18 protein-coding genes and 1 riboswitch are annotated in these 18,905 nt (G+C 50.3%); of the genes, 10 read left to right on the top strand and 8 right to left on the bottom strand.

Annotated features, from left to right (window positions below):
* The first annotated feature begins 267 nt into the window (after positions 1 to 267).
* Entirely contained in the window at positions 268 to 1,416 is a 1,149-nt protein-coding gene (locus AC1VOR_RS22800) for a S8 family peptidase (protein WP_482621275.1), read from the top strand.
* A 119-nt stretch (positions 1,417 to 1,535) separates the two neighbouring features.
* Here the strand turns inward: AC1VOR_RS22800 and argS are convergent, their stop codons facing one another.
* The 3 genes from argS to AC1VOR_RS22815 all read right to left on the bottom strand — a co-directional run bounded on the left by argS (position 1,536) and on the right by AC1VOR_RS22815 (position 4,815).
* Positions 1,536 to 3,215 (bottom strand): arginine--tRNA ligase, encoded by a 1,680-nt coding sequence (argS, locus tag AC1VOR_RS22805; RefSeq protein WP_482621277.1) that lies wholly within the window; start codon positions 3,213 to 3,215, stop codon positions 1,536 to 1,538.
* Position 3,216: 1 nt separating this feature from the next.
* A complete protein-coding gene (locus AC1VOR_RS22810; RefSeq protein WP_482621279.1) occupies positions 3,217 to 3,636 on the bottom strand; it encodes a YwiB family protein in 420 nt (139 codons plus the stop codon).
* 207 nt (positions 3,637 to 3,843) lie between these two features.
* The gene (locus tag AC1VOR_RS22815) at positions 3,844 to 4,815 is read right to left on the bottom strand and encodes a hypothetical protein (protein WP_482621281.1); all 972 of its coding nucleotides are present in this window, start codon (positions 4,813 to 4,815) and stop codon (positions 3,844 to 3,846) included.
* Between the two features lie 185 nt (positions 4,816 to 5,000).
* Here AC1VOR_RS22815 and AC1VOR_RS22820 point away from each other — a divergent pair, with 185 nt between their 5' ends.
* Positions 5,001 to 7,073, top strand: coding sequence for a transglycosylase domain-containing protein (locus AC1VOR_RS22820; RefSeq protein WP_482621283.1), 2,073 nt, complete (start codon positions 5,001 to 5,003; stop codon positions 7,071 to 7,073).
* A gap of 107 nt (positions 7,074 to 7,180) precedes the next feature.
* Complete coding sequence (locus AC1VOR_RS22825) at positions 7,181 to 7,855, top strand: DNA-3-methyladenine glycosylase (protein WP_482621285.1); 675 nt, start codon at positions 7,181 to 7,183, stop codon at positions 7,853 to 7,855.
* A 54-nt stretch (positions 7,856 to 7,909) separates the two neighbouring features.
* Here the strand turns inward: AC1VOR_RS22825 and AC1VOR_RS22830 are convergent, their stop codons facing one another.
* A complete protein-coding gene (locus AC1VOR_RS22830; protein ID WP_482621287.1) occupies positions 7,910 to 8,422 on the bottom strand; it encodes a YwhD family protein in 513 nt (170 codons plus the stop codon).
* A gap of 155 nt (positions 8,423 to 8,577) precedes the next feature.
* On the opposite strand from AC1VOR_RS22830, the gene AC1VOR_RS22835 reads away from it, so the two are divergent.
* The 5 genes from AC1VOR_RS22835 to AC1VOR_RS22855 all read left to right on the top strand — a co-directional run bounded on the left by AC1VOR_RS22835 (position 8,578) and on the right by AC1VOR_RS22855 (position 13,511).
* Complete coding sequence (locus tag AC1VOR_RS22835) at positions 8,578 to 10,578, top strand: M1 family metallopeptidase (protein ID WP_482621288.1); 2,001 nt, start codon at positions 8,578 to 8,580, stop codon at positions 10,576 to 10,578.
* Positions 10,579 to 10,600: 22 nt separating this feature from the next.
* A complete protein-coding gene (locus AC1VOR_RS22840; protein ID WP_482621289.1) occupies positions 10,601 to 11,431 on the top strand; it encodes a hypothetical protein in 831 nt (276 codons plus the stop codon).
* Between the two features lie 221 nt (positions 11,432 to 11,652).
* Positions 11,653 to 11,789, top strand: a riboswitch (cyclic di-AMP (ydaO/yuaA leader).
* Between the two features lie 4 nt (positions 11,790 to 11,793).
* Complete coding sequence (locus AC1VOR_RS22845; protein WP_482621290.1) at positions 11,794 to 12,285, top strand: C40 family peptidase; 492 nt, start codon at positions 11,794 to 11,796, stop codon at positions 12,283 to 12,285.
* A 194-nt stretch (positions 12,286 to 12,479) separates the two neighbouring features.
* Complete coding sequence (locus tag AC1VOR_RS22850; protein WP_482621292.1) at positions 12,480 to 12,986, top strand: GNAT family N-acetyltransferase; 507 nt, start codon at positions 12,480 to 12,482, stop codon at positions 12,984 to 12,986.
* 162 nt (positions 12,987 to 13,148) lie between these two features.
* The gene (locus AC1VOR_RS22855) at positions 13,149 to 13,511 is read left to right on the top strand and encodes a c-type cytochrome (protein WP_482621294.1); all 363 of its coding nucleotides are present in this window, start codon (positions 13,149 to 13,151) and stop codon (positions 13,509 to 13,511) included.
* A gap of 94 nt (positions 13,512 to 13,605) precedes the next feature.
* Here AC1VOR_RS22855 and AC1VOR_RS22860 read toward each other — a convergent pair whose 3' ends face one another.
* Together AC1VOR_RS22860 and AC1VOR_RS22865 are read right to left on the bottom strand one after the other, a co-directional pair.
* Positions 13,606 to 13,896 carry a 4a-hydroxytetrahydrobiopterin dehydratase gene (locus tag AC1VOR_RS22860; protein ID WP_059048685.1) on the bottom strand — a complete coding sequence of 97 codons (291 nt, stop codon included), beginning with the start codon at positions 13,894 to 13,896 and terminating at the stop codon, positions 13,606 to 13,608.
* A gap of 178 nt (positions 13,897 to 14,074) precedes the next feature.
* The gene (locus AC1VOR_RS22865) at positions 14,075 to 14,368 is read right to left on the bottom strand and encodes a hypothetical protein (protein WP_482621296.1); all 294 of its coding nucleotides are present in this window, start codon (positions 14,366 to 14,368) and stop codon (positions 14,075 to 14,077) included.
* Positions 14,369 to 14,558: 190 nt separating this feature from the next.
* Here AC1VOR_RS22865 and motA point away from each other — a divergent pair, with 190 nt between their 5' ends.
* Both motA and motB read left to right on the top strand, forming a co-directional pair.
* Entirely contained in the window at positions 14,559 to 15,362 is an 804-nt protein-coding gene (motA, locus tag AC1VOR_RS22870) for a flagellar motor stator protein MotA (protein WP_059048687.1), read from the top strand.
* Complete coding sequence (gene motB, locus AC1VOR_RS22875) at positions 15,346 to 16,146, top strand: flagellar motor protein MotB (protein WP_482621298.1); 801 nt, start codon at positions 15,346 to 15,348, stop codon at positions 16,144 to 16,146. The genes motA and motB overlap by 17 nt, the downstream gene beginning before the upstream one ends.
* Positions 16,147 to 16,219: 73 nt before the next feature.
* Here motB and rluF read toward each other — a convergent pair whose 3' ends face one another.
* Together rluF and AC1VOR_RS22885 are read right to left on the bottom strand one after the other, a co-directional pair.
* Positions 16,220 to 16,927 (bottom strand): 23S rRNA pseudouridine(2604) synthase RluF, encoded by a 708-nt coding sequence (gene rluF / locus AC1VOR_RS22880; RefSeq protein ID WP_482621299.1) that lies wholly within the window; start codon positions 16,925 to 16,927, stop codon positions 16,220 to 16,222.
* Positions 16,928 to 16,970: 43 nt separating this feature from the next.
* Positions 16,971 to 18,866, bottom strand: coding sequence for an ATP-binding protein (locus AC1VOR_RS22885; RefSeq protein WP_482621301.1), 1,896 nt, complete (start codon positions 18,864 to 18,866; stop codon positions 16,971 to 16,973).
* Positions 18,867 to 18,905 lie beyond the last annotated feature (39 nt).

The raw sequence follows: 18,905 nt of genomic DNA on the forward strand, positions 1-18,905 counted from the left end.
ACATGAAAAAGGGACGAAGAACTTGGGTTCTTCGCCCCTCGACTGTATCCTTCACCGAGAAAAGTTACGCTACCCTCCCGGATCTGGTGAAAGCCGAATTGGCCTTCCCTTCATTTTATGTCTGAGCCGCCGCTTTGACACGCTACTTTTGCGCCTAAACTTTGGTTATGGCCCATTTCCTGAAGAACAGGGCCGCTTTCCCATTCAAGGAAAATCGGATCGTCATAATATACTTCAACACGCTTCGTCAGGAGGGGCTACTTATCGATGAACTACTCCGGATTCCTTCGTTATTTGAACGATCAAGTCGACACCTCCGGAAAGAGCGGACGGTCCATTATCCGCTTCGCACATCCGGCCGCCTATGCTGAATGCGCACGACAAATATCCAAGCAGAAGCAGCGGCACCCGGTATTACGGTATGTGCGCACTTCACCGCTGCTGCAAGCGCTAATCTGCCCCCTTGGTACAGGAGGGGACTTTGCCCGTTCTCGGTTCGGCCTACAGGTCGAAGAAGATAGTAAGCTCAGTGTGCATAGTCCGGCCCCCGCAAGTAAGGGGAAGACGCCTACCATTCCGTGGGGCGTCCGGCGAATCGGCGCCCCGGAAACCTGGTCTGCATCTACGGGCTATCGCATCCGAATCGGGGTCATTGACACGGGAGCAGACTTCAATCACCCGGATCTACGCCATTCCCTGGCCCGAGGCATCAACCTGCTCAACCGGGTCAACCTGCCTTTTGATGATAACGGTCACGGCACTCATATTGCCGGAACCATCTCCGCCGCTGGCGGATCGCAAGGGATGATGGGGGTTGCTCCCCGTTCCTTGGTGTTCCCTGTCAAGGCCTTCGACCATAACGGCTCGGCCTATGTCTCTGATATTATTCTGGGCATTGACTGGTGCGTTCGAAATCGAATGCACATCGTAAATATGAGCTTTGGCATGAAGAGCAATAGCCAGGCGCTGCAAAATATTATTCGCAAAGCTTATAATGCAGGTATTATCGTCGTCGCATCCTCCGGTAATGACAAGAAGGGTCGCGGCGCGGATTACCCTGCCCGCTACGCCCAGACCATCTCTGTTGGTGCCACCAACAAGGACGGCAAAATAGCCTCCTTCAGCAACTATGGCCCCTGCATTGATATTTACGCCCCCGGCGAGAAGATTACCTCCGCTTGGCTGGGGGGCGGCTACAAAGAAATGAGTGGCACCTCCATGGCCACTTCACATGTCAGTGGCTCCATCGCCCTGTTGCTCGCGCTTAAGCCTGATCTCAAGCCAGGCGAGATCAAGCGGCGGCTCTGCCGCACCGCCAGGTCGCTACCGGGCGCAACGAGTGCCAGAGCCAAGGGGGCGGCAGGAGAGCTGAGCGCTGCCCGCCTGCTCCGGGCCAGGCCAGCCCGCCGAAGCTAGTTCAGCCTCACGCTTTACAAGATAATAACCCTAGAAACTTGAAAATGGCGAGGCTCAGGATTGCTCCTTTGGCCCCGCCATTTTCTATAAGCTGACTTAGATTCAGTTCAAGCCGCAAGTTACATTTTCTCTGGCGCCGATACTCCAATCAAGGTAAGCACGTTCACCAACGCCACGCGTACGCCTCCTAGCAATACCAGACGCGCTGCCGTTTGTTCGGCATCCTCCGTAATAACCCGCTCGGCGCGGTAATAACTGTGGAGCTGGGCGGCCAATTCATACACATAACGCACCAAACGATGCGGTGCATAGTTGTCGGCGGCCAGACTAATCTCTTCAGGCAACTCGCCAATTTTGAGCAACAGGTCATATTCATGCTCTGCCGTCAGCTTCGTCAAATCCACGTCCTCGGCGGACGGAATCACGATGCCCTGTTCCTCAGCCTGACGGAAGATGCTGCAAATCCGTGCATGTGCATACTGCACATAAAAGACCGGGTTCTCATTGGACGTCGAGATGGCCAGGTCCATGTCGAAATCCAGATGTGAGTCCATACTACGCATCGTGAAGAAATAGCGAATCGGGTCGACGCCCACCTCATCCATCAAATCAACCATCGTAACTGCCTTACCGGTCCGTTTGGACATTTTGACTTTCTCACCATCCTGGAACAGGCTGACCATTTGTGCAATCAATACGGTCAGCTTCTCCGGGTCCTTGCCAATCGCAGTCATCGCTGCCTTCACACGAGGAATATAGCCATGGTGATCCGCACCCCAAATGTTAATCAACCGATCAAATCCACGATCATACTTATTGCGGTGGTAGGCGATATCGGGAGTCAAGTACGTGTAGGTTCCGTCATTCTTCACCAATACCCGATCCTTGTCATCCCCGTATTCTGTCGTCTTCAGCCAGGTCGCTCCATCCAGCTCATAGGTTTGCCCTTTATCCCGCAGCTCGGCAAGTGAAGCCTCTACTTGGCCATCCGCATATAATGAGCTCTCACTGAACCACACGTCAAACCCTACCCGGAAGCGTCCAAGGTCCCGCTTGATCTTATTGAGCTCCTTCTCGAGACCGAACTGGCTAAGAAATGCTGTGCGTTCCGCTTCATTCATGTGCAGCAGCTTGTCCCCCTGCTCTGCTACAAGCTCCTTGGCAAACCCCCTGATGTCCTCACCATGGTAGCCATCCTCCGGCATAGGCACATCTTGGCCAAGCTCCTGCAAATAACGAGCCTCAATGGATTTACCCATATTGTTAATCTGATTCCCGCCATCATTAATATAGTATTCGCGCGTAACCTCATATCCGGCAAAATCGAGCACATTACATAGCGCGTCGCCTACGGCTGCACCGCGGGCATGCCCCAAATGAAGGCTCCCAGTAGGATTCGCGCTGACAAACTCGACCTGCACCTTCTGCCCTTTCCCTTGGTTGGTGCGTCCGTAGTTCTCTCCCTCGCGGTAGACTTGCAACAAGATCGGATAGAGATAACTCTTACCCAGCGTAAAGTTGATAAACCCAGGTCCAGCAATCTCCGCCTTCTCAATTCCAGCGTTCTCATGATTCAAATGGGCCAAAATATCCTCGGCAATTTGACGCGGGTTCTTCTTGGCGATCCGGGATAGCTGCATCGCTGCGTTCGTCGCAAAATCACCGTGAGCCTTATCCTTCGGCACCTCCAGCACGATAGCCGGAATCTCTTCTGGCTGCGCCAGTCCTGCGGCAACAATGGCCTCAATGACCGCTTCCTTTAGCGACTGGTTCATTTGTTCCAACGGATTGTGTGGCATATTAAACGTCCTCCTGTATATGTAAACTGATATCAAAACGTCCTGAACATTCCTCATACACGTACAAATCATACTCCCAATTGACAACGCCAGTTACGCGGGTCAGATGTGAATCTAATTTGACGGTATCTGTAGATAATGGAAAGCGGGTCAAGGCAGAGTGGTAAAATCCCGGCAACCGCCGGCCACTTCGGAAAGTTTGCTCCGATTCGACGCCTCCATGCCGCATAATTTTTAATTCTTCGCCAGTAATCTTAAGCATTGTGCGCGTCTGGGCGCCCTCATGACCAGGCTCGGGCTCGTTATAACGAATATATACGGCTCCACCACGCAAGAGGGCGTTTCCTCGCAGTCGTTGAACCTTCTCATCCTCACCTTGGCGACTGGTCAACAACAATTTCACCGGAATCGTCTCAGACATACGCCATTCTCCATTCCCTCTATTTATTACATGATCCGATTGTCGCAACCTGCCGTAAACCGTGATCCTTACTGTACTACTATATCCAGTTCCTTACTTCAATTCAATACGCCCGGCACACAAAGCCGGAGGATATCTCTTATTGCCATATTAAAAAGCCGCCGAATCGGCGGCTTCGTTCTATTATAATGCAAGATCAAAAAATGCTTAGAGCGGTTGGCTCAGCACTACATACTGTACTTGCCCCTTCTGGAAATATACGTGGAATCGAAAATAGTCTCCGAGCTTATAGCTCCATCGGCTCGTAAGCTTTGAGGCCTCAGAGCCCAGCTTCTGTTCCACCTCGCCAGCGCTGATGCCCGGCTTGATTCCGTCCTTCGTTGCATAATTGGTCTGCGTAAACACGACCATTCGGTTCAGCAACAGCACTCCGTCTTGATATAGCCGTGCCTGCTTCACTTCTCCCGTATTATCATCATAAAATGGCTTCGTCCACTCGACTTCGTCCGTTCCCGCCTGTTCCAGCCGTTGCTCCCAGCCCAGGTAGTCCAACCCTGCCACTTCAGCCCGTTCCGGCGCAAGCGCCTCTGGATCTGCCGGCTCCGCCTGCTCTTGCTCCACTCTGGCCTGCTCCAGCAGCGCATCCAGCGAAGCCAGTTCCTCTCGCTCTCGCAGCAGCCCTTGCAGCAACAGTAATACCTGGTCGTCAGCATAATAATATTGCCCTTCATGTTCAAACGCATTGGCTGTCAGGTCATAAGTGAGGTCAAATGACTTGTCCGGCAAGGCAAATTGCAGCACCACCGGCTGGCGTGAGGCTGCCGGAAGCGGCTCGGCCAGAGCGCTGTCCATATCCGTAAAACGCAAAGAATTCAGCAGTACGGCGCGGCGTTCCTCGGGCACATCATAACTGCTCCCGTTGCCTCCCACCGTAATCGCAGTAACCTCTTCTGCCGCAAAGGGAAGCCGATCTAATAAATACGGCGACTCCTGGCTAGTATGTATATTCGCATCATTTGAAGCTTCATTCTCGGCCTCCGCCTGGCCCGGCAAATCTTCTGCATTGATGCTTCCTGCGGAGTTGCTAGCGTCCTCCAGCCCCTTCCCTTCAGGATTGCTGAAAGGAAGAGCCGATGGTCCATAGAACATCCACCCTACCGCTAGCGCTACCAATATCATCGTTAAACCCGCAAGCAAGCTTCGGGTCGGATTATTTGTTTTAATAAGAATCCCGCCTTATTCCTATAAAATCGTGACATTAATCATACTATCATACTTTCCAACTCAATATGAATGACTCGGCCTAAAAATTCCCATACTAGAAGCTATCATTGGTCCGTCATCTAAAGAAAGGAGTAACCTTCGTGCATAGACTCGTACGCAGCGATCGGCATCACCCTCGTAAATTCCGCTTTCGTTGGCGGTTCTTGTTCAAGTTAATCTTCATCACGGGCTTGTCAGGCTTATGTGCCGCTGGCCTATTGCTACTATATCTATATCAAGCCGAACTGCCACTGGCAGGCTCGGATCGGGATTCACAGCTAATGAATAGCCGTGGTGATACCATTGCCGTCTTCTCCGATGGCGGACGGAACCGGGAGAGCGCCCAGCTTAGTGAAATCTCCCCTTGGCTCATTCAAGCCACTCTCGCTACCGAGGACCGGCATTTTTACGAGCATGTTGGCTTTGACCTGAAAGGCATGGCCCGGGCCGTTCTCGTCAATATCAAAGAGATGGATATGGTCCAGGGTGCAAGCACGCTAACGCAGCAGTTGGCGAGAAATTTGTATCTATCCCATGAACGCACCTGGTCGCGTAAGCTGAAAGAAGCGATGTACACGGCTCAACTGGAAATGAAATATAGCAAAGACGATATTTTAGAAATGTATCTTAATGAAATTTACTATGGTCACGGTGCTTATGGTATCGAGGCAGCCGCACAAATGTACTTTGGCAAATCCGCCAAGGAGCTTGATTTGGCCGAGAGCGCTATGCTGGCCGGGGTACCCAAGGGGCCTACCTACTATTCGCCGTTCAATCATATGAAGAATGCCAAGGATCGTCAGCGTACGGTATTGTCTGCACTGACTGCCACGGGCGGCATCACACAGCAAGAAGCGGAGGATGCCTATGAGGTTATGCTCAGTTTCCAGTCGCCCAAGCAGCCAAGTCCCGTGAACAAAGCTCCTTATTTCCGCGATTACATCCGTAATGTGGTGGTCACCGAACTAGGCTTCGATGAAGCGCTGTTGGAGCACGGAGGCCTTCAGATATACACCACCCTTGATCCAGAAGCCCAGCAAGCAGCCGAAGCAGCGGTAACCGCCGAATTAAGCGGCAGTCCGGAGCTGGAGGTGGCTTTGATCTCGATCGATCCACGAAACGGTCACGTTAAAGCCATGGTTGGTGGGGCTAATTATAAGCAAAGCCAATATAATCACGTATTTGCATCAACCCGGCAGCCCGGCTCCAGCTTCAAGCCCATTATGTACCTAGCCGCACTATCCAGTGGGAAAATGACCAGTGCCAGCAAATTCAGCAGCCAGCCCACCCTGTTCCATTACGATGACAATCGCAAGACGTATAGCCCGAAAAATTTTGGCGACAAGTATTTGGGTGAAATCGACATGAGACAAGCCATTGCGGCCTCAGACAATATCTATGCAGTCAACACGATCTTAACGGTAGGGGCCGAGCAAGTCGTAGAAATGAGCCGGAAAATGGGGATTACCAGCCCGATGCAAGCCGTACCTTCCTTGGCACTCGGGACATCTCCGGTCAGTCCGTTTGAGATGGCTGCCGCCTTTGCAGTGATCAGCAATCAGGGACGCAGTGTCGACCCGATAGCGGTGCTGAAGATTACCGATAGTCAGGGACGTATATTATATGAGGCGAAACCTCCCGTAACTCAGCAAGTTGTGGAACCCGCCGCCGCTTACGTACTTACCCATCTGATGGAGAGTGTCTTTGAGAGCGGGGGTACAGGCAGCCGTGTGTCCGGCGAGATCAAGCGTCCTGTTGCAGGCAAGACGGGAACGACAGGGACCGATGCCTGGCTCGTAGGCTTTACGCCAGAGCTATCGACCGCCGTTTGGGTCGGTTACGACAAGGGCAAGCATCTGGGTACGGCCGAATCACGGAAAGCCGCTCCCATCTTCGCCAAATACACTAGTGAGGCTTTGAAAAAAGTGCCCCCGAAAATTTTCCCCATCCCCGATGGGGTTGTCAGCGTGTATATTGACCCGGACACAGGCCTTCTGGCCACGCAGGATTGCCCGGAACGCAAGCTAGAAGTGTTCATTCAGGGCAGTGAGCCCACCGAATTCTGTATGGAGCATGGCGAAGCCGAACCCCAGCCGCTGCCTCCACCGACGGAGAAGGAGCGGCCGGAAAGCCACTCATGGTGGAGCGATTTGAAGCGCTGGTGGATGGACTAACCGAGACAGAAGGGTGCAGGCAAGCTGAAATCTAAACCACGAAATTGGACAAAGGGCAGCGGGACCCTTTACGATAGGTTATAAAAACGAAAAGGAGATGGCTCTATATGGACGCTGTTCGTGGCAGCTTCCTTCCGGGTTGCCCCCTTCCTGCGGAATTTTATCAGCTTTCAGCACTAGAGGCCGCACCGCTGCTGGTAGGCCAGATTCTTATCCGCCAGACCCCCGAAGGAAATATCCGTTGTCGCATTGTCGAGACGGAAAGCTATGGCGGTGTTGAGGACAAGGGCAGTCATGCTTATGGCGGACGCCGTACGGCGAGAACCGAAATTATGTTCGGTGAGGGTGGCACCGCATATATTTATTTAATCTATGGCATGTACCACTGCCTGAATGTTGTTACCGGCCCTGCCGGGAACCCGCAAGCGGTGCTCATCCGGGCCGTAGAGCCATTGACCACAGCAGACGAGACGTTGATGCGCCGCTATCGCGGTACGGTAGCCAAGCGGCCGGTCGACTTGTCCGGTGGCCCCGGCAAGTTGTGCCGGGCGCTGCAAATCGACAAGACGTTGAACGGACTGCCGCTGACACAGCCCGCAGGGCTGCTCTGGCTGGAAGGCGGGGCACCCGTAGCAGAAGACTTGGTACAAGCCCCGCGAATTAATATTGCTTATGCTGAGGAGTACGCCGCGAAGCCATGGCGCTTTTACCTTCAAGGCAACCCGTACGTGTCTGTGGCAGACCCGAGGGGCAATATATGGCCCGGGGTAGCCGAGAAATAACAAAAACAGCGATCATGTCGGGGGAGATCCCCTTGAATGATCGCTGTTTCTATTTTACCCTTCCAAAGCCGCTCGCAGTTCGTCTGGTGTACGTTCCCACCATTCCGCATTAGTGTCAATCAACAGCTTCTTAAGCGCGGCCTTGTGCTCCGCGGTCAAGCCGTCCAGAATCACTCTGCGCTTCAGGGCGTAATCCATCTTGTTGACATGCTCGGCTAATAATTTCCAACCCCGGCGCGCCTCGGTATCAATCCACATCTCACAGGCTGTCATCCCGCCGTAAAATTGTCCTTCAGGACCGCGGTCCACAGCGACCCAGACAATCCATACCTGACGTCCCGCCGGTACGGTCTCCCGTTCCGCCGAGAATTTGATACCCTTCTCGACCTTGCTCTTGGCATGCATCGCGCCGATATCAATGTAGACCTCATCGCCGTCAATAATGACCGGGGACAAGCTGTTCAAGTCAATGGAACCGGCACCGAAACCTTTATGCTTGCTTTTCTCTTCATTACTAATAATATTCAGGGCGAAGATTTTCTTGCCCGCCTTAGGTGACTGCTCCATAGTTCTCCTCCATTTTCCACATTACCGACCGTGAATCACGATCTGCCTCGTACTCGACTTTTTGAACACACACATTAATTCAATTTTAGCTAATAATCTTCCAAAAGCAAACATATACATGCTGTAGATGCTTGTCAACGGGAGGTATCCATTGTATGACCCGACGTACTATAATCTATAGCCTATCCATGATCGCCTTGCTTTTGACCCTCGGGGTCGGCCTGCTGGCTTTCCCCGGCTTCAGAGAGGGACTAGCTTCACTTGCGCTTAAGTCGGGCAAGCCTCAGGCTGTCCTGACGGCCCCGCAACCTCCTGCCCCGACCCAGGCTGAGACCATTCAGCAGCCTACCGCTGAAGTACTGAGCCACCGAGTGGTCGAGTACCACATCAATACCACGCTCAATGAACAAGAGGGGACGCTATCCGGATCACAGACGGTGACTTGGACGCATCCCGGTAAGAAGACTATTAATGAAATTTATCTACATCTATATCCCAATGCCTTTGCTTCGGAGAATTCTACCTTTATGAAGGAATCCGGTGGTAAGCTGCGCAACGATACGATGCCGAAGGATGGCTGGGGCTCCATGGAGATTACTGAACTACGAACTACAGACGGTATCTCGCTGTTGCATCGAATCCAGTATGTACAACCTGATGATGGCAATGCCGAAGATCAGACTTTGGCCAAGGTGCGCTTGCCTGTGTCCGTGCAAGGAGGAGAAAGCTTGACGCTTCGCCTCAAATTTACCGTCAAGCTGCCAAAAATCTTTGCCCGCATGGGCGTTTCCGATGACTTTGTCATGGCTGGCCAGTGGTTCCCCAAGATTAGCGTATATGAACCCGTAGGAACAAGGGGGCGAGACAGCGAAGGCTGGAACCTTCATCAGTATCATGGCAACTCCGAGTTCTATTCCGATTTCGGGATTTATAGTGTGAAAATTAATGTGCCTGAGCATTACACTGTAGCCGCTACCGGATTTCAGACGAAGAAAGCCACTGTCAAAGAGGGACGGAAGACCGTACAGTTCTATGCCGACGATGTCCATGATTTCGCTTGGTCGGCGTCGCCTGACTTTATTTATGCGGAAGAGCCCTTCTCTTCTACCGAAGTGCCAGGTGTTCGGGTCAAGCTCTATCTGGATCCAGCGCATGAGGACCTGAAAGAACGCTACTTCTACGCCGCCAAGGTGGCTCTGGCTAATTTCAGTGAGTGGTACGGGCGTTATCCGTACTCCACCTTGTCGATCGTGGTTCCCCCGGCGGGGGGCAATGGTGCCGGCGGTATGGAATACCCCACCTTGGTCACAGCCTTCGGCGCTCGCGGCGATTCCCCGGATTATGATGAGCTTGAACGCACCGTCATTCATGAAATTGCTCACCAGTTTTTTTACGGAATGATCGCTAGCAACGAATTTGAAGAAGCTTGGCTGGACGAAGCCTTCGCTTCCTATGCCGAAGATAAATTAATGGAACAAGAATTTGGCATTGCCCCGAACCTGCCTATACAATCAACGTTGATCTCTGCTCCCGAGTCCCTGACGCAGCCTGCTTGGGAGTATGCACCAGGAGATGGTTACGCCCGCAATGTCTACTACCGGGGCAAATTGATTCTGCTGGATATTGAACGCCAGGTGGGTAGCAAGACCATGAAGCGTATTCTCAATACCTACAGCTACAAGTACCGATTCAAGCACCCGACCACAGCCGATTTCCAGCGGATTGTCGAACAAGTAACGGGACGAAGCTGGAAGACTTATTTTAACCAATATGTATTTGATGATAAAATGGCCGACTTCTCCGTGGACGACATTCGCGTAACATCGATCCAGCAAGACAAGGGTACTTTGTATGAGTCAGCCGTAACGTTCTCACGCAAAGGAGCCACACATCCGAAGGTGCCCTTATTATTCACCTTCACGGATGGTCATACCGTACGCAAAGAGTGGAATGGTGAAGATCATCGACTAGAGCTTAAGCTCCAGTATAAGGCTCCCATCGACTGGGTCCAAATTGACCCCGAATATACGCTGGTAGTAGAGAATAAGCGAATTAACAACTACCTGAAAGCAGACATTCCGAAGCCGCTTCTCTCCCGCTCCAATATGAGCGTCACCAAGTTGCTGGAGGCAGTCCTAGGTCTATTCATTTGGTAGGCATCTATAAAGGAGGGATGAAATGAGTTATGTCCGTCAGGGTTTTACCGCTCTCAAGAGTCAATTCCTCTCAGTGATTGTTCTATTTCTCTACCAGTTGCTATGGGGACTGCTTATATATCGGCTTGCTGATACCGCCATTACCTCTCTGTTACAGAGGTACCCTAATCCGCCACCCACACCTCTTGCGAAAATATTGTTCCTGCTGGAGGGGCAAGTCAATCTGTGGAGTCATCCCGATGTACAACGGTACCTCTGGCTGCTGGCCGGCATGATTGTACTACGACTTCTTCTCACCCCTTTTATTCAAGCCGGTATCCTGTATGGGCTTACCCCGTCTGAGGAGCGCGCATCTGGCTTCCCGTTGTTTCGGGGAATGAAAGAGTTTGGTAAGCCGGTCTTGCTATTCTATATCTTGGAGCTGACTCTGGTTCTGCTGCCGGCCTTGTGGATCATCCCCAAGTTATGGTCCCTATGGCCAGGTCTGCTGAGTGCCGCAGATCATTTGCCTATTTGGCTCACCGGACTAGGTCTCCTGCTGGGCTGGTTCCTGTACGGCTGGGTCGTTCGGCAATGCTTGTTATTTATTCAGTTCGGCTATCTATTTAAATCCGGAGCATGGAGCTCCCTGCTGGTGGGCATTCGCCACCTCTTGCAAGGCTTAGGCATAGCTCTGATTCTTGGCTTCTCCGCGCTCGTGGTATTCCTGCTCATGGGCACCGTATCCTGGATCTGGACCGGTCTGCTCGCATTAATCGTGCAGCAAACCTATCCTTTCTTTCGCTGCACTTTTAGAGTTTGGCAGGTTACCTCTCAATTTCAACTTTGGAGAGCAAAAACACAAAAAAGTTAAAATTTCTTTACCTTCTCCAAACCCATAGGGCACAAGGACTTTGCAAGCTGGCAAAGTCCTTTGTGCTCTATTTGTTCTCTTAATCTTGTGAATTAAGCATTGCCAAAATATACTACCCTCTGCTACAATAACAGCAGGCAATTTAAGTAACAGTTTTGTAATTACTTTTGTCATCTTTGGTAGCATCACGTTGCCATCTGCCATTAAGGCAAATTTAGGTGTGAAATCAAAAGCCGAGTTCCCTTCACCGGGGAAACGGGGGAACCACTTTGGGTGAATTGATCTCGCAATAGAGGGATCATAGGGGACCTTCAACCGAATCCTTAAGCTAACCTCGTAGGCACTGGAAGGAGCATAACTTCTTGAAGAAGCGTTTAACCGTAGCAGCAGTAAGTTTTGCATTGCTTTTCACCCTCGGAACAGGTAGCGCTTTCGCGGATTCCAAACTGAACACCGCGATTGATGGAGCTCTTGGTACCGACTATGTTGCCGGCGGAACCTCAACATCTGGTTTCGACTGCTCAGGATTTACTATGTATGTGTTCTCTAAAATTGGCATCAAACTTCCTCATCAATCCGGATCACAATATAAGATGGGAACGGCCGTAAAGAAAAGTGAACTCATTGCTGGCGATTTGGTATTCTTCAACACTTCTGGTAAGGGAGTCTCCCACGTAGGTGTCTACGTAGGCGACGGCGAATTTGCTCATGCTTCTACTTCTAAAGGAGTTATCATTAGCAAATTGAGCCAGAAATATTATGCAGAACGCTATATCGGTGCTAAGCGTATCATGAGCACTGACAAGTATGAAGAAGTGACCGGCGATGCTGCCGAGCACGATGATGTTGAATAGGTACTAACATTCAAACCCGTGGAGATGTTGATTACAACATTCTCGCGGGTTTTTTATTTGCTACACTTCCCAGTCAGAAAACGCTAACCCACTCCGGTAAACCTTTACAAGCCCGACAAATCCCGTTATTGTGAGGGTACGAGAATATTCACGGTCCTGTCACCTCATACATGCCGGATTAAAGGAGAGGCAAAATGGATAAACCAATCATTCAATTTCAGATTGCACCGATGGAAGAAGCTCATGGAGCCGAGATTTGTACCTGGCATTACGATTCTCCTTATGATATCTATAGCTGGCTGCCGTGGGAACAAATGAAAGCGCTCGATGTAGAGTTCGGGAATCCTGTGATACGAACTGAACAGTATATATCCGTTCTGGACCAAGACGGAAGCCTCGTCGGGTTCGCCCAATATTTCCCCTTACAAGGTGTTACCCGTCTGGGTATAGGTTTGAAACCCGAATTATGCGGAAATGGCTTGGGTAAGTCTTTTGTGGAGGCTATTGTCGCAGAAGCTCGAAGACGCAAGCCCGACAACGAAATCGATTTGGAAGTGCTCACCTGGAACACTCGAGCGATCCGGGCTTACCAGAAGGTAGGCTTTACCATTACCGATTTGTACGAGAAGATGACTCCGGGTGGGGTATCTAAGCCATTCTATTGCATGGTGTACAAAGGCGATTCCACTTCAGCTCAGTAACTCAAGCTAACATGATCATCTCGACCGATGATTCGCTATGAACTAAAGCACATTCCAACACGAATTTAAAATTCATTCGTTTCCAAATTTGTCACAAAGGCTATGAACGGGCAGTTTGTTCCGTTATAATAATAGGTAGCTGACATAGGAGGGACGATTGAAATGCAAAAGTGGATCATGAGCGGTTTGTTCATTATAGCAGGCGCTTTTGCCCTTGTACTCATGTTTACCTTACCTAGCCGAGAACAAACTGAAGAAGAAGCCAAGCCCCCGCAATTGCCCGAAATTACGATGAACGCGGAACAAGCCGAAACTCTGGTCCGGGCTAACTGTATTAGCTGTCATGGCGACCAGCTTCAGGGTGGAGCGGGCCCGGCTCTGGACAAAATCGGGGCCCAACTGACAACAGAAGAGCTATATTCCATCATTGCCAAGGGAAAAGGCGGCATGATGCCTGCGTTCAAGGATCGCTTGCAGGATGAAGAGATTGCGAACGTAGCCATGTGGCTTGCGGAGAAGAAATAACGGATAGACAAAACACCCCCACCAAGGTGTAATGCCATTAAGTGAAGTTCATCTTAATGACATTTTCACCAAGGTGGGGGTGTTTGCTTTGGAATCAGGACATCTTCTCGAAGGCCTCATTGTATTGCTGTGCCTCTTTGATATCAACGGCTGTAATGCCCCCATCTTCCCATGAGGTTAATCGAAGAGTGACTGTCTTGTAATCAATTGTGATAAAAGGATGGTGATTGAAAGCCTCGGAAATTGCCGCGACCTCATCCACAAAGGCAATCCCCTTCATAAAGCTGGAAAATGTATATTTACGGAAGATCCATCTTCCTTCCTCAAGCTCCCAGCCTTCCAGCTTCTCCAAATGCGCTTCTACTTCTTGCGGTGTAAACGGCATATTTCTTCCTCCCCGTTCTCTTCAAGAACTCCTGTATGTAAGCCTGTTTCCTGCGCACCAGGATTCCCTCTTGGTCTGTCCCGGCTTCGCTCTCCATCTATTGTATTCCCAACCTCACAGCTTCATGCGTACCCACATAGACAGTACGAAGGCTTGTCCACGGATTTGAACCATTGCTTCAAATTAACGTAACTGAGGTCAACTCGGCTTCTCCTATCAAGAAGTTGATCCGATGGCCTTCTGGATCATAAATAACGATGGCACTGCCAACCTCAATCATCGGCTCAGTTCCCAAGGCGAAGAACAGGTCTTCCGCCAGCGCTTCTTGTACTTCTTCCCGATCCGCCTCAGACAAGTTATCCCACTCGGAGGGCTCCATTTCAAAAAAAAGATAGCTATCACTAATCTGGCTAACCGCTTTCATCAAATCAGCCAAAATATATTCATAATCTCTGCCATGCTTTACGCCCACTGCTATATCCTCCCTTCCAACCTCTCTATTTAGACTGTATTCCTATTATACCGGAAAAAACCACTTAAAAAAAAAGGGAATTCTGTCGATAAAGTAGATACATCGTTTCAAGTGGCGTGACCCGCCTATTCCGCAAGGATGCGGGAGGGGCAAGGAAAGGAATCAATTTATCTCAAGGACGAGGTGTACAATGGAAATTTCAACAATTATTGGTCTTATTCTCGGATTCGTCGCTCTTATTTTGGGGATGTTTCTAAAAGGCGCGCCTGTCGAATCCCTGGTTCAAAATCCCGCGGCTTTTGTCATTATATTTGTCGGGACGGCGGCAACCCTGTTCGTGGGCTTCCCCATGTCGGAGTTGAAGAAATTCCCGAAGCTGATTAAGCTGACGGTTGTCAAACCTAAAATGATTAGCAAAGGCGAGTTAATTACCCTATTCATGGAATGGGCTACAATCACCCGCCGCGAGGGTCTGCTTGCTCTGGAAGCTAAAGTAGATGAAATTAATGACGACTTCCTGCGCGGTGGCATGCGGATGATCATTGACGGTAATGATCAGGAATTCGTTCAGGACGTCTTGACCGAGGATATTGCCGCTACAGAAGAACGCCATAAGGCGGGTGCCTTGATGTTCTCCCAAGCAGGGATGTATGCACCAACCCTTGGGGTACTCGGGGCCGTAGTTGGTTTGATTGCCGCTTTGGCTGATATGAGTGATATCGATAAATTGTCCCATGCCATCGCGGGTGCATTTATCGCTACCGTCTTCGGTATCTTTACCGGTTATGTATTGTGGCATCCTATTTCCAACAAATTAAAACGTCTCTCCAAACAAGAGATGGAAGTAAAGCTAATGATGGTAGAAGGTCTGCTATCCATTCAATCCGGCGTATCCACCATTGCGATCCAGCAGAAGCTGGCCGTGTTCTTAACCCCTTCCGAACGTGCAAAAATCCTAGAAAAGGGGGCGGGTGAAGGTGAGCAAAAAGAATAAGCATCAAGACCATGAAGAGCATGCCGACGAAAGCTGGCTGCTGCCCTATTCTGACTTGATGACGTTATTGTTGGCCCTCTTTATCGTTCTGTTTGGCATGAGTAATATCGATGCCCAGAAGTTCCAGGAGATGAGCGAGGCGTTTAATGGGGTGTTCACCGGTGGAGTAGGCATCCTGAATGAGAACGCGATGATTAGCAATTCAAATACCTCAAACAGTGAGAGCGACTTGCCTAAGTCCTCGTCTGACTTGATTGCCAGACAAGACGAACTGAAACGCCAGGAACAGCAAAATCTGGAGGAGCTCAAGCAACAACTGGACAATTATATTCAGCAAAATGGATTGACGGAGGATTTGGATACAAATCTCAATCAGTCTCAGCTTATGATTACGATCAGTGATAATGCCCTGTTCCCCTCCGGAGAAGCGGAAGTGAAGCCCGAAGCCCGGATGTTGGCCAAGGCGATCTCTGTCATGCTACAGGAATTCCCCGATTATGAGGTTATCGTCTCGGGGCACACCGATAATGTACCCATTAACACGTATCAGTTCCCCTCCAACTGGGATTTGAGCTCAGTCCGTGCCTTGAATTTCATGAAAATCCTGCTGTTCAATGAACATCTGGATCCGAAGAAATTCAGTGCCATCGGTTATGGCGAATATCATCCTGTGGCCGAGAACGATACGGCGGTTGGACGGGCGCAGAACCGTCGGGTGGAAGTATCCATCATCCGGAAGTATTCGGACAACAGCCAACAGTTAGGCGTAACTGCAGCTCATTAATGAATGAAACCAAAGAGATCATATGAAAAGGGAACCTGCCATCCACTGTAACGTGGTTATGACAGGTTCCTTCTTAGTTTAGGCTGTAGTTCAGGGCATCCCCGAGTTCCTGCTTCTCTTGTTCCGTTAGTTCCCGCCAACTACCAATCTTTTGTTGACCCAAGCGGATATTCATAATACGCACGCGTTGCAGCTTGCGAACTCCGTATCCCAAGGCGCTGCACATCCGGCGGATTTGCCGATTCTTCCCCTCGGTAAGTACAATGCGGAACGTTCGCTCGGTCACCCGTATTACTTGACAAGGCAAGGTCTTCTCCCCAAGGATTTTTACACCTTCACTCATAGCTCGGGTAAAGCTGGGGGTAATCGGCTTATCCACCGTCACAATATACTCCTTCTCGTGCTTGCCCTCCGAACGCAGGATCTTGTTCACGATATCCCCGTCGCTAGTCAGCAAGATCAGACCCTCAGAATCCTTATCTAGCCGCCCAATGGGGAAGATACGCTCTTCATGCCCTACAAAATCTACAATATTGCCCTTGATATGCCGTTCTGTGGTACTTGTGATGCCGACTGGCTTGTTTAGCGCGATATAGACATGCCGCCGGGTACGTTGCGACTGGATGGGCCGGCCGTTAACCCGTACATCGTCTCCTGGCTCCGCTTGGCTACCGAGCAAGGCCTGAACCCCATTAATCGTTACCTGGCCGGACTCCACAAGCTTGTCGGCCTCCCTGCGGGAGCAAAATCCCGTCTCACTGATAAATTTATTAATTCGCATATGTAACCTCTCTTAGTCCTTCCTCATGAAGCCAACCACCTGATTAGGCGAGATCAGCCTGCACTTCATTTTCCTCCCGCCCCGCTTGCTGTGCCAGCGGCAACGTAATCGTTACGACGGTCCCTTCACCTAGCTCACTCTCAATCACCATCGTTCCACGATGACCCTCTATGATGCGATGACTGATCATAAGTCCAAGACCAGTCCCTTTTTCCTTATTCGTATAGAAAGGTTCGCCCAGCTTATGGAGCCGCTCCTTGGCAATTCCCTCGCCCTCATCGATCACCCGCAGTAGGGCATGATGCCCCTCAACCTCCAGATGAAGCATAATCTTACCGCCTTTGGGCATAGCCTCCATCGCATTCTTCAGGATATTGATAAATACCTGCTTCAATTGATTCTCTTCACAGTGTACCAGAATTGGACTCGGAGAGAAAAGTACATCGAATTCAATATTGCGCAAATGAGCTTCACTATCGAGCAAGGAGGTGACATCGGCCACGGTAAAACGGACATCCTTGATTTGAAATTGCACAGCCTGCGGTTTGGCCAGAATAAGAAATTCACTAACGATTAAATTGATACGATCGAGTTCAGATAACATCACGTCGGTATGCATGACATTAATTGACTTTGTCCGTTGTTGCATCTGCAGAAAGCCACGCAGCGTGGTTAGAGGATTACGGATTTCATGGGCAACTCCGGCCGCAAGCTGTCCTACGGTTGTAAGCTTCTCCGAGCGCCGCAGCAATTCATCCATCCTATTGTGCTCCGTCATATCACGGGAAATGGTGATTAATGCCGTGATCTCCCCCTCCTGGTCGAAGACAGGCGACACACTGATGCTCACCTCTACCAAGCTGCCATCCTTACGTAGGCGTACCGTCTCTGCCAGAACAGAAGCCGACCGGCTGATCACTTCCGCCTCATGCTGCCAGACTGGACGGCCATCCTGTTCTGAGGATGGGATAAAGTTCAGTACAGAACCGACGATTTCCTCGCTGGTCCAACCATACAAGCTCTCAAAGGCAGAGTTAACTTGCAGCACTCTCCCCTTTACATCTGTAACGTGAATCGCATCAGCCGTCTGACTGATGATGGATTCCAAGTATTCTTTCATGGAACGGTTCTCTTCGTTCTTCCGCTTCAGCTCTGCCGTATACTCCCCCAGATTGTCGGCCATGGCATTGATCTTGTGTGCCAACAAACCAAGTTCATCACGACGACCAACCTTTAAGCGATTTTCAAATTGCCCAGCGGAAAGGACATTCACCTGATCAAGAATATGTCGGATTGGGCGAATCAACCCGCCGGACAGCCAATAACTTGCCAAAATCAACAACCCCAGTAACCCAAGGGAAACGAGAATCTGGCTTACAATTTGTTCCGTAATCACCGCTGCGATAGGGTCGTAGCTGGACACAACCCGAATGACGTAAGGTTGCTGCATGCTTGCCATAATAGGAACATAGCTCTCCAATACATGCTTTCCGTCTATCCAGGTGCTATAGAGCAGACTCCGATTCTGGGCAATCGACTCTTTGACCCCTTCTTCCACTACCTGATCATTCTTATAGTTGTATGTACCGAACAGCCAGCGTCTATCATCCGTGTATCCCGGGTCAATTCCGGTAATCTCCAGCAGATCCTTATTTCGCGTGAGCGATCTCTCCCAAATACGCTCCGGGCTGGTCATTTGCAGGACGGGCTCAATCATATCCTCACTCATCTTGTCACCGAGCGTCAATTTCACATAATTGTAAACCGAACGGCTCTGCTCGACAGCAATCGCTATATGATTAGCCGTAAGCATCATATTGTCCTCACTATCTTTATGCAGATTATCACGGGTCAACAAGAAGCTAAGTACAATATTTAAAGACAAGATAATCAGGGAAAAACAAGATATAATTAAAGCGAGCTTAGTCTTAATCGTCATGTGGCTTCCCACCTCCAAGATAATGTGGATATATATGGG

The sequence above is a fragment of the Paenibacillus sp. 1SOY10 genome, assembly GCF_056836745.1.